This is a genomic window from Janibacter hoylei PVAS-1 (assembly GCF_004025845.1).
In the GTDB taxonomy this organism is placed as follows: Bacteria; Actinomycetota; Actinomycetes; order Actinomycetales; family Dermatophilaceae; genus Janibacter; species Janibacter hoylei.
On sequence record NZ_PIPF01000012.1, the window covers coordinates 1 to 14,117 of the forward strand.

13 protein-coding genes are annotated in these 14,117 nt (G+C 70.5%); 7 read left to right on the forward strand and 6 right to left on the reverse strand.

The window, feature by feature from the left end:
* The first annotated feature begins 172 nt into the window (after nucleotides 1-172).
* Both cysD and CWN80_RS12240 read left to right on the forward strand, forming a co-directional pair.
* On the forward strand, nucleotides 173-1,087 hold the full coding sequence (gene cysD / locus CWN80_RS12235; RefSeq protein WP_007927989.1) for a sulfate adenylyltransferase subunit CysD: 915 nt from the start codon (nucleotides 173-175) through the stop codon (nucleotides 1,085-1,087).
* A gap of 191 nt (nucleotides 1,088-1,278) precedes the next feature.
* Complete coding sequence (locus CWN80_RS12240) at nucleotides 1,279-2,565, forward strand: sulfate adenylyltransferase subunit 1 (protein ID WP_007927987.1); 1,287 nt, start codon at nucleotides 1,279-1,281, stop codon at nucleotides 2,563-2,565.
* Here CWN80_RS12240 and CWN80_RS12245 read toward each other — a convergent pair.
* The 3 genes from CWN80_RS12245 to CWN80_RS12255 are packed head-to-tail and all read right to left on the reverse strand — an operon-like array spanning nucleotide 2,562 to nucleotide 5,046.
* Complete coding sequence (locus CWN80_RS12245; RefSeq protein WP_007927985.1) at nucleotides 2,562-3,950, reverse strand: tyrosine-protein kinase domain-containing protein; 1,389 nt, start codon at nucleotides 3,948-3,950, stop codon at nucleotides 2,562-2,564. The genes CWN80_RS12240 and CWN80_RS12245 overlap by 4 nt on opposite strands.
* Before the next feature lie 29 nt (nucleotides 3,951-3,979).
* On the reverse strand, nucleotides 3,980-4,831 hold the full coding sequence (locus CWN80_RS12250; RefSeq protein WP_128277364.1) for a nucleotidyltransferase family protein: 852 nt from the start codon (nucleotides 4,829-4,831) through the stop codon (nucleotides 3,980-3,982).
* On the reverse strand, nucleotides 4,828-5,046 hold the full coding sequence (locus CWN80_RS12255; RefSeq protein WP_128277365.1) for a hypothetical protein: 219 nt from the start codon (nucleotides 5,044-5,046) through the stop codon (nucleotides 4,828-4,830). The genes CWN80_RS12250 and CWN80_RS12255 overlap by 4 nt, the downstream gene beginning before the upstream one ends.
* Nucleotides 5,047-5,295: 249 nt before the next feature.
* On the opposite strand from CWN80_RS12255, the gene CWN80_RS12260 reads away from it, so the two are divergent.
* Nucleotides 5,296-6,039 (forward strand): hypothetical protein, encoded by a 744-nt coding sequence (locus CWN80_RS12260; protein WP_007927979.1) that lies wholly within the window; start codon nucleotides 5,296-5,298, stop codon nucleotides 6,037-6,039.
* Between the two features lie 51 nt (nucleotides 6,040-6,090).
* On the opposite strand, the gene CWN80_RS12265 is transcribed toward CWN80_RS12260, so the two are convergent.
* Complete coding sequence (locus tag CWN80_RS12265; protein WP_007927973.1) at nucleotides 6,091-7,251, reverse strand: NAD(P)-dependent malic enzyme; 1,161 nt, start codon at nucleotides 7,249-7,251, stop codon at nucleotides 6,091-6,093.
* 231 nt (nucleotides 7,252-7,482) lie between these two features.
* Between CWN80_RS12265 and CWN80_RS12270 the strand changes: the two genes are divergently transcribed.
* From CWN80_RS12270 to CWN80_RS12285, 4 genes are all read left to right on the forward strand, one after another.
* Nucleotides 7,483-8,367: a helix-turn-helix domain-containing protein gene (locus CWN80_RS12270; protein ID WP_083853729.1), complete on the forward strand. Its 885-nt coding sequence runs from the start codon at nucleotides 7,483-7,485 to the stop codon at nucleotides 8,365-8,367.
* Between the two features lie 181 nt (nucleotides 8,368-8,548).
* The gene (locus tag CWN80_RS12275) at nucleotides 8,549-10,543 is read left to right on the forward strand and encodes a hypothetical protein (protein WP_128277366.1); all 1,995 of its coding nucleotides are present in this window, start codon (nucleotides 8,549-8,551) and stop codon (nucleotides 10,541-10,543) included.
* Nucleotides 10,544-10,701: 158 nt separating this feature from the next.
* Nucleotides 10,702-11,199: a hypothetical protein gene (locus CWN80_RS12280; protein ID WP_128277367.1), complete on the forward strand. Its 498-nt coding sequence runs from the start codon at nucleotides 10,702-10,704 to the stop codon at nucleotides 11,197-11,199.
* Complete coding sequence (locus CWN80_RS12285; protein WP_007927964.1) at nucleotides 11,199-11,663, forward strand: hypothetical protein; 465 nt, start codon at nucleotides 11,199-11,201, stop codon at nucleotides 11,661-11,663. The genes CWN80_RS12280 and CWN80_RS12285 overlap by 1 nt, the downstream gene beginning before the upstream one ends.
* A gap of 3 nt (nucleotides 11,664-11,666) precedes the next feature.
* On the opposite strand, the gene CWN80_RS12290 is transcribed toward CWN80_RS12285, so the two are convergent.
* Together CWN80_RS12290 and CWN80_RS12295 are read right to left on the reverse strand one after the other, a co-directional pair.
* Nucleotides 11,667-12,932 carry an HD-GYP domain-containing protein gene (locus tag CWN80_RS12290; protein WP_128277368.1) on the reverse strand — a complete coding sequence of 422 codons (1,266 nt, stop codon included), beginning with the start codon at nucleotides 12,930-12,932 and terminating at the stop codon, nucleotides 11,667-11,669.
* Complete coding sequence (locus tag CWN80_RS12295; protein WP_007927960.1) at nucleotides 12,929-14,086, reverse strand: HD-GYP domain-containing protein; 1,158 nt, start codon at nucleotides 14,084-14,086, stop codon at nucleotides 12,929-12,931. Before CWN80_RS12295 ends, CWN80_RS12290 begins: the two co-directional genes overlap by 4 nt.
* Between the last annotated feature and the right edge of the window lie 31 nt (nucleotides 14,087-14,117).

Consider the following 14,117-nt stretch of genomic DNA (forward strand, 5'->3'; position numbering starts at 1 on the left):
ATCGCCAACCGCCGCACCCCCGACCTCGACGACGTCGCCGACAAGGTCTACACCCGCGACCTCTTCGGCACCGACGCGTAACGGACCGCTGAATCCAACACATGAACACGAGTTTGGTCATCCATAACATACAGTTATGCTCCGAGGATCCCGTTCGAAGAGAGGTTCCCTCGTGCCCACTGCCGCACCATCGGCTGCCCTGACGCACCTCGACGTCCTCGAGAGCGAGTCGATCCACGTCATCCGTGAGGTCGCTGCGGAGTTCGAGCGACCCGTCCTGATGTTCTCCGGCGGCAAGGACTCGATCGTCATGCTCCGGTTGGCGGAGCGAGCCTTCGCCCCGGCAAAGATCCCCTTCGGCCTGCTCCAGGTCGACACCGGCTTCGACTTCCCCGAGGTGCTCGCCACCCGCGACCGCTGGGTCGACCGCCTAGGCATCGAGCTGCACGTCGCCTCCGTCGAGGAGGCCATCGCCAACGGCACCGTCATCGACGACGGCAAGACCTCACGCAACCGCCTGCAGATCGGCACCCTGCTCCACGCCATCGAGGAGCGCGGCTACACCGCTGCCTTCGGCGGGGGCCGGCGCGACGAGGAGAAGGCCCGCGCCAAGGAGCGCATCTACTCCCACCGCGACGACTTCGGCCAGTGGGACCCCAAGAACCAGCGCCCCGAGCTCTGGTCCCTCTACAACGGGCGCATCCATGAGGGCGAACACATGCGGATCTTCCCGCTGTCTAACTGGACCGAGCTCGACATCTGGCAGTACATCGGCCGCGAGCAGCTCGACATCCCCGAGATCTACTACTCGCACCAACGACGCGTCTTCGAGCGGGACGGGATGCTCCTCACCGCGAGCGAGCACAACCCCCTTCGCCCTGGTGAAATGGCCCAAGAACGGACGGTGCGCTTCCGCACCGTCGGCGACCTGACGCTCACCGGGTGCGTGGAGTCCACCGCCGACACCGTCGAGGCGATCATCGACGAGATCTCTGTTGCCCGACTCACCGAGCGAGGCGCCACCCGTGGTGACGACCGCTTCAGCGAGGCCGCCATGGAGGACCGGAAGAAGGAGGGGTACTTCTGATGGGTATCCAGACTGAGACGTCATTTCGAGGCTCCTCGCAGAGCTCGTCGCACCTCAATGACCGGGAGAGGGACGAGAGCTCGTCGCACCTCAATGAACGTGAGAGGGACGAGACGGCCAACCCTTCGAGGCTCGTCGCTGGCGCTCCTCGCACCTCAGGGACCGTGGCTGGGGAGCGTGGGGAGGCCGCCGTGGGGACAGACCTTGATCTGGGGCTGCTGCGGGTCGCGACGGCGGGGTCGGTTGACGACGGCAAGTCGACCCTGATCGGGAGGCTGCTGCTCGACAGCAAGGCGATCTTCGAGGACCAGCTCGAGGCCGTCGAGGCCACGAGCAAGGCCAAGGGCCACGACCACACGGACCTCGCGTTGCTCACCGACGGACTGCGCAGCGAGCGGGAGCAGGGCATCACCATCGATGTCGCCTACCGCTACTTCGCAACGCCGCGGCGCAAGTTCATCCTCGCCGACACTCCCGGTCACGCGCAGTACACGCGCAACATGGTCACCGGCGCCTCGACCGCCGACCTGGGCCTGGTGCTCGTCGACGCCCGCCACGGGCTGACCGAGCAGTCGCGGCGGCACACCGTCCTTCTGTCGCTGCTGCAGGTCCCCCACATCACGCTTGTGGTCAACAAGATGGACCTCGTTGACTACGACGAGTCCGTCTACACGCAGATCCGTGAGGACTTCCTCGACTTCACCGAGCAGCTGCAGGTGCCGGCGGTCGCGACCTTCCCCATCTCCGCGCTCGTCGGCGACAACGTCGTCGAGACCAGCGACGCGATGCCCTGGTACACCGGCACGAGCCTGCTCGAGCACCTCGAGACCGCCGAGAGCGCCGACCTCTTCGAGACGAAGGGCGACCGCTTCCCCGTCCAATACGTCATCCGTCCGCAGCAGGACGAGCACCGCGACTACCGCGGCTACGCCGGCCGGGTCGAGGCCGGCACCTTCACCGTCGGCCAGGACGTCGTCGTCCTGCCGAGCGGGGTGCGCACGACCATCGCCGGCATCGACACCCTCGACGCCACGCACGACCGGGCCGTCAGCGGCCAGTCGGTAACGCTCCGCCTCGGTGACGAGGTCGACGTCTCACGCGGGGACCTCATCGCCGACGCCGAGCACGCCCCCGAGGTGACGCGCGAGATCACCGCGACGGTCTGCTGGATGACGACCGGCACCCTGCACAGCCGGCAGAAGCTGCTGCTCAAGCACACCACCCGCACTGTCAAGGCCATCGTCGACGGGCTTGGTGCCCGGCTCGACGTCAACACGCTCGAGCGCGATGGCGAGGCCAGCGAACTGGGGCTCAACGAGGTCGGGACGGTCTCCCTTCGCCTGTCGCAGCCGCTGGCCGTCGATGCCTACGCCACCCACCGGGCGACGGGGTCCTTCATACTCATCGACCCGGCGACCGGCAACACCGTGGGCGCCGGCATGATCTCCGGCACCCACTGGGTCGAGTACACGATCTAGTCAGACGACGACGCGCCTGCGCGCCGTACGTAGTACGAGGAGCCTCCGCCGTAATAGGCGGAGGTTTCCTTGCGTGAGGCCTGGTTGAGCACCACGCCGAGGACGCGCCCGTTGACCTCTTCGAGGTGCTCGAGGGTCCGCTCCACGTGGGTGTCGAGGGTCTTGCCCGCCGTGACGACGAGGATGGCCCCGTCGGAGAGCGCCGTGAGGATCGCGCCGTCCGTGACGGGCAGCAGCGGCGGGGCATCGACGATGACCCGACCACGCGAGGCGAGCTCGGCCAGCAGACGGACCATCGCCTGCGAGCCGAGGACCTCACTCGGGTTGGGCGGGATGTTGCCCGCGGCGAGCACCTGCAGGTTGCCCTCCCCCGGCGCCGGCTGCAGCACGTCGTCGAGCGATGCCTCCCCCACCAGCACGTCCGTCAGACCCGCACCCTCGGTGGCCCCGACGCCGTCGGCGATCACCGGGCGACGCAGATCCGCGTCGACCAAGGTCGTCGGGTGGCCCGAAGCCGCCATCGCATAGGCCAGGTTGACCGCGATCGTCGACTTGCCATCGCCCTCGCGTGGACTCGAGATGACGACCACTCGAGGCGGGTTGTCGACGTCCATATAGCGCAGGTTGGTCCGCAGCTTGCGCAGGGCCTCGCTCGCTGCCGGATCGCTCGACCGAGTCATCCCACCAGCAAGTGCAGGGATCCGATCATCCGACTTGCGTCCGAGGGCCTTGCTCTGCGGGATCGTTGCCATGACCGACAGGCCAAATGGCTTGATGTCCTCCGGTGTGCGGATGCGTCGGTCGAGCTGGGAGCGGATGACGGCCACGCCCAGACCCAGCAGCAGGCCGAGCACCAACGCCAGCGACAGGTCCCGTCGGGGGTTGGGCGACGTCGGCGACGTCGGCAGGATCGCCGATTCCTGCGGCACGACGCGCAGGCCGTCGTCGCCCCCTTCGATCTTGGCGACCTCCTCGGCCAGGCCAGCGATCCACGCGTTGGCCAGGTCCGAGGCCTCCTGCGGCGTCGCTCCGTGGGCGACGACCCGGATGAGGACGGTGTCCGGCGGCTGGCTGACCTCGATCCGACCGATGAGCTGAGAGGTCGAGGCGTCGCTCTTGGCGATCCGCTTCGCCGCCTCCGCAGTGCCACGACTCTTGGCGACGTCGACGTACGACGTCGCCCGCGACTTGGCGAGGGTGTCGTTGATCGAGTCCTCGGCAGCGGAGGAGGACTTGGACGCCGCGACGAAGCCGGCCGCGTCGGCGGAGTACACCTTCGGCTGGGTCAGGTCGTATGCCGCCGCGATCAGCAGGCACACGACGACACACACGAGGATCGCGCGCCAATGACGACGCACGATGCGCAGGTAGTCCGCCAGCTCCATGTATCCCCTTCCGTCGGACCCGAGTCAATCTACTTGCCGAGCAACCGCCGGACACGCACGGCCAAGATCTGCCGCGGACTCCGATACTCGACGTCTTGGGCACTCGCCCAAAAGCGTGCGATTTCCTCACTGAGCGTCAGCTGTTGCCACACCACCCGGGGCAGGTGCCTCGGTGCTCGGCGGACCAGGTGCTTGATGAGCCGGCGCGTGTTGTCGGCGCCCGCCTCCGCGCGCCAGCGCTCCGCGGACTCGGGGACAGGTCCCTCGGGCGGATCCACGCCCAGCTGATCGAGCACGGCACCGACCGTCCAGACGGCACCGACCGAGCGCGCGGCAGCCAGGATCTCGTCACCGGCAAAGGGGCTGGCATCAGCCAGTATGCGCTCTGCCGTGACCGGCCACGACTCCTGCGGAGTCACCTTGAGGTGGTTGAGCGCCTCGATGACGAGGGCATGTGGAGCACTCGTCGTCAGCACCGGCTGGTGCGCGATCGTCACCGTGGATCGCTCGACCCACAGCGCGTCAAAGGCACCGGGCGCATCCAAGAAGCCCGAAAAAGTGTGGTGCAGATCCATGGTCGTCGGAAAGTGCTGGTGCCGGAAGGTCGTCGAGTAGACGATGTCGTCGAGCTCCGGAGGGAACCAGTAGGAGACGACCCGCCAGCCCACCTCGGCCAACGCCTGGGTGGCCTTCGGCCGGTCATCGGGGTGGATCATCAGGTCGAAGTCGTTCGATGACTTCGCCGAGCGCACTCCGAGCTGCGCGAAGGCTGGCCCCTTGATCGCCAGGACCCTGATCCCTCTGGCAGACAGGTGCCGCTGGAGCATGACGGTCCCGAGCGGACCGGCCTCGGCCAGCGTCAGCCCCGACGCGGTGCTCATGCTGCCGGGACGATCAGCCGCGCGGCGGCGAAGGCCTCAACGAAGGCCTCGACCAGCGCCGGGGCGTCGCCGCCTCCGACGGTCTCCGTCGCCACTGTGAGCAAATCGTCATAGGTGCATGGGCGCGCGGCGAGCGCGCGCCACAGGCTGGCCGCAGGCTCCGGGCAGAGCTGCGGGAGGGCAGAGACGGACCCACTTAGGTCCACGAGAGCCACGCGCCCCTCCCCCTCGACCCACGCGACATCAGCGCTCGTCCGCCATCGTGCGTGGATCTGTGCTATCGCCATGGCGCCATTATGTCTACCATGTGCCCCAACCGGACACCTTGTGGTGTTGTGCTAATTCTTGGGGGAATCTTGTCCAGCCATGACAGTCTTGCGTCCCAGCGGCCGAGTCGACGGCAGGTGGCGAAGGGAGCAGCCTGGGCTGCACCGGTTCTGACGACCGCCGCACTCGCTCCTCGGGTGGCGGCGTCGACGCTGGAGTGCACGCCGGCGAGCGAGCAGGACATCAACAACGCGGTCACCCTCGCTCGGGCGTCGCAAACGCTTCCACTGACGTTGCGGGTCGAGCAGGACACCGGCGACGCGGGCCACTCCTACGACGGCGGCACGTGGACGGCGGTGGACTTTCGACTCGTCAATCGGGGAGGGACCACCATCGTCGCGAGTGCGGCTAACCCCTTGGTGGTCCTAGTGAGATTCGTGCGCACCACAGTCACAGGCAGCTCCACGCGGACATTCAGGAAGACCGCCGTCACCGCAGGCACTGCCGCGGTGGCCCCTTCCGGAGATGCCATCATCACCGGAAACGACTTCACCCTGACCATCAGAGACAACATCGCCCCAAATGGATCTGCCGGATTCGTCACCTGGATCCGCAACGAGTTCCTCACGCCCACTCACCGCGCGGACGTTCAGATGACGTCATTCGGGGTAAATGACGACGTAACCCACGCGATTCCAGCGATCACGGAGATCCTGACCGATCCGACACAACAGACAGCCTGCGCGACGATCTACCAAAGCGCTGTTCAGCAGCAGTCCGGCAACACCCGGACGACGACTTTGCGTGCGGAAGGTCAGACGACGGGCGGTTCGGCACACACATTGAATTGGCTGGTCGGGCAGTTCATGTCCACGGACACTCTGGGGAACTTCGCCCCGTCACCAGGACTCTTCGGCATCAATTATGACGGGAAGTGGTGACAGTCGTTGGCGCTCAACTGCGGTAGGCCCTGAGCAGCTGCACTCGGCGCCTCACCCAGCGTGCGCAGCCACCGCCGCGGCAACAGCCTCGGCAACACCCTCCTGAAACACCGGCGGGACGATCTTGTCCGCCGTCGGCTCCTCGACGAGGTCGGCGATGGCGCGGGCGGCGGCCAGCTTCATCTCCTCGCTGATCTGCACGCCACCGGCGTCCAGAGCCCCGCGGAAGATGCCAGGGAAGGCGAGCACGTTGTTGATCTGGTTTGGGTAGTCGCTGCGGCCCGTGGCGACGATCGACGCGTACTTGTGCGCGATGTCGGGGTGCACCTCGGGCGTCGGGTTGGCCAGGGCAAAGATCATCGGCCCCTCGGCCATCGCCGCGACCTGCTCCTCCGGCACGTTGCCGCCCGAGACGCCGATGTAGACGTCCGCGCCCTTGAGCGCGTCACCGATCGTGCCGGTCTTGCCCGTGACATTGGTCGTCGCGGCGAGCATCTCCTTGTGCGCCACGAGGTCGTGGCGGTGCTTGCCGATGATGCCGCGCGAGTCGCAGACGACGATGTCGGTGACGCCGGCCAGCTGCAGCAGCTGGGTGACGGCCACACCGGCCGCCCCGGCACCGCTGACGACGACGCTCAGCGAGCCGATGGCCCGGTCGACGACCCGGCAGGCGTTGATGAGCCCGGCGAGCACGACGATCGCCGTGCCGTGCTGGTCGTCGTGGAAAACGGGGATGTCGAGCCGCTCGCGCAGCTTGCGCTCCAGGTCGAAGCACCGCGGCGCCGAGATGTCCTCGAGGTTGATGCCGCCAAAGCTCGGCGCCATCCGCGCGATCGCGTCGACGAGCTCGTCGACCGACCCCGACTCCAGGCACACGGGGATCGCGTCGACCCCACCGAAGTGCTTGAAGAGCACCGCCTTGCCCTCCATGACCGGCATCGCGGCGAGCGGGCCGATGTCACCCAGGCCGAGCACGGCCGTGCCGTCGGTGACGACGGCGACGGTGTTGTTGCGGGCGGTGTAGGCCCGCGACAGCGCGGGGTCCTGCTCGATCGCCAGGCACACGTCCGCGACACCGGGGGTGTAGAGCAGCGACAGGTCTTCCTCGTCGCGCAGCGGCTTCGTCGCCCGTACCTCGACCTTGCCACCCTCGTGGGCGACGAACTGCGCAGCAGTCAGGTCGTACGTGGTGGTGGGCTCGGACGCGGACACGGCAGACAGACCTCAGGCAAACTCGGGGATCAGACAAGGGGCGCCCTGCGGCGGCCGGGTGAGGCCACGACGGGCGGCTGGTGAGCCGAGAGCAATCCTCGCACACCGCCGGGGTGGCACCGCAACGGCGTCGAGGTTCGGACGTGGCCGGTGGCAGTGTCCCGATACGATCACTTTCGGACACGAAGTGATCAGGATCGGACGCAGCGCTGTCGATCGGAGGGAGCCCGGATGAGCCTAGACGCACACCACGCGCCACTCCGGGGGGAGACCGCCGCACCGGCGAGCACGTGGCGCCCCGTCACCGACGATCTGCGGGTGCGCCACGTGGCGGGCCCCACCGCCGTCGACGCCACCCGCGAGCGGCACCCGCTGACCATGGCCGTCGTCGTCGAGGGGACCTGCCTCCTGCGCCGAGCCGGGGCAAGCACCCGCCTCCCCCGCGCCACCCTGCTCGTCGACCTCGACACCGGCCTGCTCGAGGTCCCCGACGGGGCACGCCTGTACCTCGCCAGCTTTCGTTCCGTCTCCGCAGGGCGAGGCATCCTCGAGGCCTCGCCGGGGCTGGAGCAGGTCACCTCCGTCGACCCGGCGCTCGTGCGCACGACCGAGAGCGTCCTGACGAGCCTGCTGCAGGAGCCACCGACCGGCCCCTTCTCCCGGCACCTGCTCGACCGGACGGTGCGCGATCTCTTCGGTGCCCTGGTCCTCGACGGCCGGCTGCGGCCGATGAGCGCCCAGCAGCACAGCCTCTACTCCGCAGCGCTGCACCACATCGTCGACCACTACGCCGACACCGACCTCGGCCCCGAGACGATCGCGGCCGCCTTCACCGTCTCGGTGCGCCACCTCTCCCGGGCCTTCCGCGACAACGGCACGACGGTGACCCGGTGCATCACCTCCACGCGGGTCTCGGTGGCCGTCGCCCTGCTCAGTCAGCAGCCCGACCTCGGTCTGACCGAGCTGAGCGAGGAGTGCGGCTTTTCCTCCCTCCAGGCCATGCGACGTGCCTTCAAGGCCGAAGGGAGAGAGTCGCCCTCCACCCTGCGGACCCTCGCCGCCGCGCGGCACCGGGCCGCCAACCAGAGCCGCTCCGTCGCCCGACGACGGGCCTGAGCCACGACCCGACGCGATGTCAGGGTGAGCGTCACGCATGGACCGCTGGGCGCACGGCGGGTGCCATCATGGGCGGTCGGTGTCACCATCATCCCTACGACACTCGCCCCGGCCTTCGCCGGACCACCCGAGCCACCCTGCTGCGGCCCCGTGCCGCCGCCTGCCACCCGGAGCCCACCGCATGCGCGCACGCGCCCTCCTCCCCGCCCTGCTCACCGCTGCCCTCACCGTCACCGCGGCAGCCGGCGCCAGCGCCCAGCCGGGCGGCACCGACGAGGCCACCGTGCGCCTCACCGGCCCCCTGCTCAAGACCGCGGACGAAGGGGGCACCCGCCAGCTCGTCGGCATCTGGGCCGAGGGCCGCCTCGTGCCGCTCGACCCCGCTCCCCTGGCCGACGCCGCCCCAGGCGACACCGTGACCGTCGACGTCACCGCCCCCGACAGCGTCGTCGCCGCCGCGAGCGCCGACCGCACCCTCACCGTCCCCACCGGCGAGCCTACGCCCGCCCGCCACCGGCTGCGACCCGCTCAGCTGCGCGACGCCTCCGACCGGACGCCGGCGGCCGCGTCCTCCCCCTTCGGCCAGGCCACGACCGACGCCGCCCTCGCGCCCGGCGCCCCCGCCCTGCAGGTCGACCAGGTCGTCGCCACGACCACCGCGAGCGCCACCCAGGCACCGAGCACCCGCCGCATCACCTACGTCGAGGTCACCCCCCGCGGTGCCACCCGCGAGCCGGTCACCGCCACCGTCGCCCGCCGGCAGGTGGCCGGCGCCGACGCCTTCTGGAGCGAGCAGTCCGACGGGCAGCTGCGCATCGCGGCGCCGACGACCGCCGCGCACTTCACCTCCGCCTACACGTGCAGCGGCAGCGACCTGCTGCGCCTGTGGAGCCAGGCCGCCGACCGCACCGGCTACGACGGCCGGGCCAACGCGACGCTCGTCATCAAGCTGCCCTTGGCGACCTATCGCACCTGCGGCTACGGCTACGGGCAGATCGGCCTGTCCACGAGCTCCGGTGGCATCCTGCACGTCTCCGACACGGCGACGCCCGTGCTCGCCCACGAGCTCGGGCACAACATGGGGCTCGAGCACGCCAACCTGCTCACCTGCGCCACCCGCTCCGACGGCCGCCTCACCGACACCGGCATGTGGGAGAGCGCGTGCAGCGAGGAGGAGTACGGCGACTCCCTCGACATCATGGGCCCCTCCACCCAGGACGACACCCCGATGCTCTCGGCCCCGCAGGCCCTCATCGCCGGGATCCTGCCCCCCTCCGCCGCGACGGCCGTCGGCCTCGGCACGACGCGGGTGACCCTCCGACCGCTCTCCGGCGGCACCGGGGTGCGCGCCGCCGTCGTCACCGACGCGACGACGCGCGTGCGCTACTGGGTCGAGTACCGCACCCCCACCGGCCGCGACGCGAGCAACCCCTCCGGCCAGGACACCGGCGTGCGGGTGCTGCGCCTCGGCACGACCTCCAGCACCGTCGTGCTCGACGCCACCCCCACCGGCCGACGGGACAACCGGGTCGCGGTCGGCGCCGGCACGACCTTCACCAACCGTGACGGCGGGCTGCGGGTCACCACCGAGTCGGCCACCGCCACGCAGGCGGTCGTGCGTATCGACAACGCGACCAAGCCGCCCGCCCTCACCGCCACCGCCGTACCCAGGATCAGCGGCACCCGCGCCGTCGGCCGCACCCTCACCGCCTCGACCGGCACATGGACCCCCACCCCGACGTCGTACACCTACAAGTGGAAGCGCAACGGCACCGCCATCGCCGGCGCAACCGGCCGCACCTACCGGCTGACGACCGCCGACGCCGGGCGCAACATCTCGGTCACCGTGACCGCCCGCCGCTCCGGCCGCACCGCGACTGCCTCGACCTCCGCCCGCACCGCCGTGCCGCTGCACGCCACGGCCAGCCCCTGGATCCACGCCCCCACACCCAGGGCGGGCCACCAGGTCACCGCCATGGTCGGGTCGTGGACCCCGCGCCCCGACGGCTACGCCTACCAGTGGTACCGCAACGGCGTCGCCAAGCCGGGCAAGACCGCCAAGACCTACACGCTCAACCTCGGCGACCGCGGGCAGCGGATCTCCGTGCGGGTCACCGCGCGGCGCACCGGCTCCGCGGCGGGCGCGAAGACGAGCGCGTCGATCACCCCGCGCTGACGGGCAAAGGGGCCCCTTCGCCCGTCAGGTGGTGTCGCCCCGTCAGGTGGTGTCGCGCCGTCGTGGTGCGCTATCTTCCTGCCGTGCTGGCCCGACCGGGTCAGCCGGGTCGCAGGACGACCACGAACGACTGGGGACATGCCATGGGGATGGGGATCTTGCGCGCGCCTGCGCGCGCCCGCACGAAGTTGACAGCCTGGGCGGCAGCCGCCCTGCTGCTCGGGGCAGTGGCCGCCGCGGGCAGTGCCGCGGCTCGGCCCGAGACGGCCAGCACGGAGGGTGCCGCGCTCGTCGGCCCGGAGACGCAGTTCGTCGGCTGCGTCATCCGGCTCGACCCGAAGCGCGGGCCCTACCTGCACCACAACAGCACGCACACGTGCGTCGGCGTGACGAAGCTGCGGATCACGCCCAACGGGCGCATTCAGCTCTACTACCCCTACAAGGGGCGCACCTCGTCCGTGGCCGCCGTCGCCGACGAGACGATCGCCATGCGCGGGATCATCGTCGGGGCCGACTCGAGCAGCACCTACGCGACGTTTTCGCTCTACGACACCCAGCGCAAGCGGCGACTCAACCTGGCGAAACCGTCCGACTACAAGCTCGCGGCGAGCACCAACTCCAATGTCTGGTTCGCCGCCGTCCGCGAGGCGATGTGATGGGGCGCGCCGGCTGGGTCGCGGGCCTCGCGACCGTCGCGCTCGCCGTCGGCACGGGTGTCGCCGTCGGGCAGTCCGGTGGTTCGCACCCGGCGACGGTGCCGGCCGGGTCCGTGACACTCACCTCGTGCCACATCCTCCTGCCGGCCGACGGCTACCCGCGGGCGGAGCGGTCGAGCCACCGCGCCTGCATCGGCATCGAGCGGGTCTCCGTCGACAGCCGCGGCTGGGTGGTCATCACGGCGACCGACAGCTCTCCGGTCATCACGGTGCAGGTCACGGCGAACGAGTACGCCGCATCCCGCGGGCTGCTCGTCGGCGCCTCGGGCGGCAGCCCGACGATCAGGGTGCCCGTCGTCGACACCAAGACCGGCACGACGCTCAACGTGCGGTGGTCAGGCCACCGGGCGCGCTTCGGCACGTCCTCCGGCTTCTGGGTCCACGTCACGCGCGACGCGTCGTGATGCTCACCCCGCGCTGAGCGTCCGCTCGAGCGCGGCGACGACCTCGGGGTCGTAGTCGTAGCCGAGACCGAGGTGCAGCCGCTCGAGCGCCACTTCCTGGGCACGGGGCGAGCGTGCGCCCTCGGTGATGTCGTCCCAGGCGTTGGCCACCCGCACGATGCGGCTCGGCAGCGGGATGTGCTCGCCGAACTCGCGGGTGCGGCGGAAGGGCGTGCCCACCTGGGTGACGAGCGGCAGGAGCCGCGCCAGTTGGGGCGTCTCGCCGAGGATCCGGGTCACGGCCTGCGCCATCTCGGCCTGCTCGCCGTCACCGGCGTAGAGCGTCGCCCCACCCCGCAACGGCTCGCTCAGTCCGAGCTGCCCGACATCGTGGAGCAACGCCGTGCGCTCGACGTCACGGATGCCGGCCGCGTCGAGACCCAGCTGGTGCCCCACGGCGCACGCGAGGTCCGCCACCCGGCGCACGTGCGCCGACCGGGTCCGCCCCACGACCTCGCTGAGCCGCGACATCGCGAGCAGCGACTCGTCGAGCGACTGCCGGGTGCTCACCAGGCGCCGGACGGAGAGATAGGTCACGAGCACCGGGACGATGAGCAGCGGGATCGCGGCCCAACCGAGCACCGGCGTGGCGAGGGCGATGAGCGGACCGGTCGCCACCGTCGACACCGAGATGCCCGTGATCGGGCCGACCTCCGCGGCGACGATGTGCGCGAGGCGCTGCCCCTGCCCGAGCCACGCGACGACGTTGTCGAGCACCCGCTCGGCGAGGCCACCGATGAGCGCGGCGAGCATGAGACCGAGCGCGCCGAGCGCCGGGTGGACGTGCGCGGCAAAGGCCCAGTCGACGAGCGTCTGACCGTCGACGGACACCCCCCGCGCCAGCGCCGTCGTCACAGCCATGCCGAGGAATCGTGACCCCAGCGAGCCCTCGACGACCGAGCGCCCACGCACCCGGGCGACGAGGCCGCCGACGAGGATGCTCAGCCAGATGACGGCGAGGACGGTCCACGCGCTCGGCACCTCACCGGAGGAGGCACCGAGCGGGGCAAGGATCAGCCCGAGCGCCGGCGCGGTCGTCAACGGCGCGATGACCCGCTGGGAGAACTGCATCGGCACCTGCTCGCCGATGACGATCGCGAAGACCGCCGCGACGGCGAAGGGCGTGACCATCGGCTCCGTGATGTCCGCCTGGACGGCCGCCATCGACCCGAGGAGCACCGCCACCCCGAAGAGGGTCAGCCCCGGCCGCAACCGCTGAGCGAGCCTCACGACGTCACCTGCGGCAGCTGGTCACGCTCGAGGGCCCGCCGCAGCCCCGCGACGCACGACTCGTCGAGGCTCTGCCCGACCACGGCCTCGCAGTGGTCGACGGCGTCACGGGGGGACCACCCTTCGGCCCGCAGGTGGGCCCACGTGTCGGCGACGGCGAGGACCCGCGCACCGAGCGGGATCTCCCCGCCGACGAGCCCGAGGGGGTGACCCTGACCGTCCACCCGCTCGTGGTGGCCGTCGACGAGGTCGAGCGTCGGCCCGAGGAAGGTCACCGACCCCACGACCTCGCGCGCCGCCAGCGAGTGGTCGCGCCGCACGATCGCCGGCGCCGCCCCGTCGAGCGCGAGCATGCCGACGTCACGCAGCCGCGCGGCCGTCGCGATGCGGTCCACGAGCGCCGGCGACAGGCCGAGCCCCGTGGCGACCGCGTGGGCCGCGCCCGAGGCGAGGCGCGCCTCCTCGGCGGCGCCGGGGCGGCGGATGTCGAGGGCTGCGACAAAGGGGGTGAGCATGTCGTGGCGGGTCGCCCACTCGCTCGCGTGCTGGTGCAGCCCCCACTGGATGACGAGCAGCGACGGGAGGAAGAAGAAGATCGACATCCAGCCCAGCCCCGCCGGCGCCCACAGGATCGTCAGCAGATAGCCGGCCACGAGATAGCTCGCGTAGTCGGGGATGACCTGGCGCAGCAGGTCGGCGGTGATGACGCGCAGCGAGCCGGCGCTGCTCAGCTGGAGGACCCCGGCCAGGAGCACCGTGTTGGCCAGTGCCGCGACCAGGGCCGCCACCATCATGTGCAGCCACAGCACCCACGCATTGGTGCTCGGGCTCGAGGTGAGCTGCGCGCCGCCGACGAGGCCGTAGGCAGCGGCACCTGCGAGCACGAGCAGCACGCGCTGCGCGGTGTTGAAGAGGTCCTTGACCGGGCTGCTGCGGCGCACGAGCCCCGGCACGGCCGCGACGAGGGCTGCGCCCACGGGGCCGACGAGCGGGATCGCGGCGATCTGCACGATGCCCGAGACCGAGACGCGGATCGAGCCGATCGCGGGCGGGCGGCTCAGGCCGGCGACGGCTCCGACGACGAGCAGGGCCGTGGTCCACGCCCACTTGTCGGGCGGACCGCTGACGACGAGTGCCAGCACGAAGGCCGCCACGGCGGCAGCCGTGACGACCGTGACGTAGAGG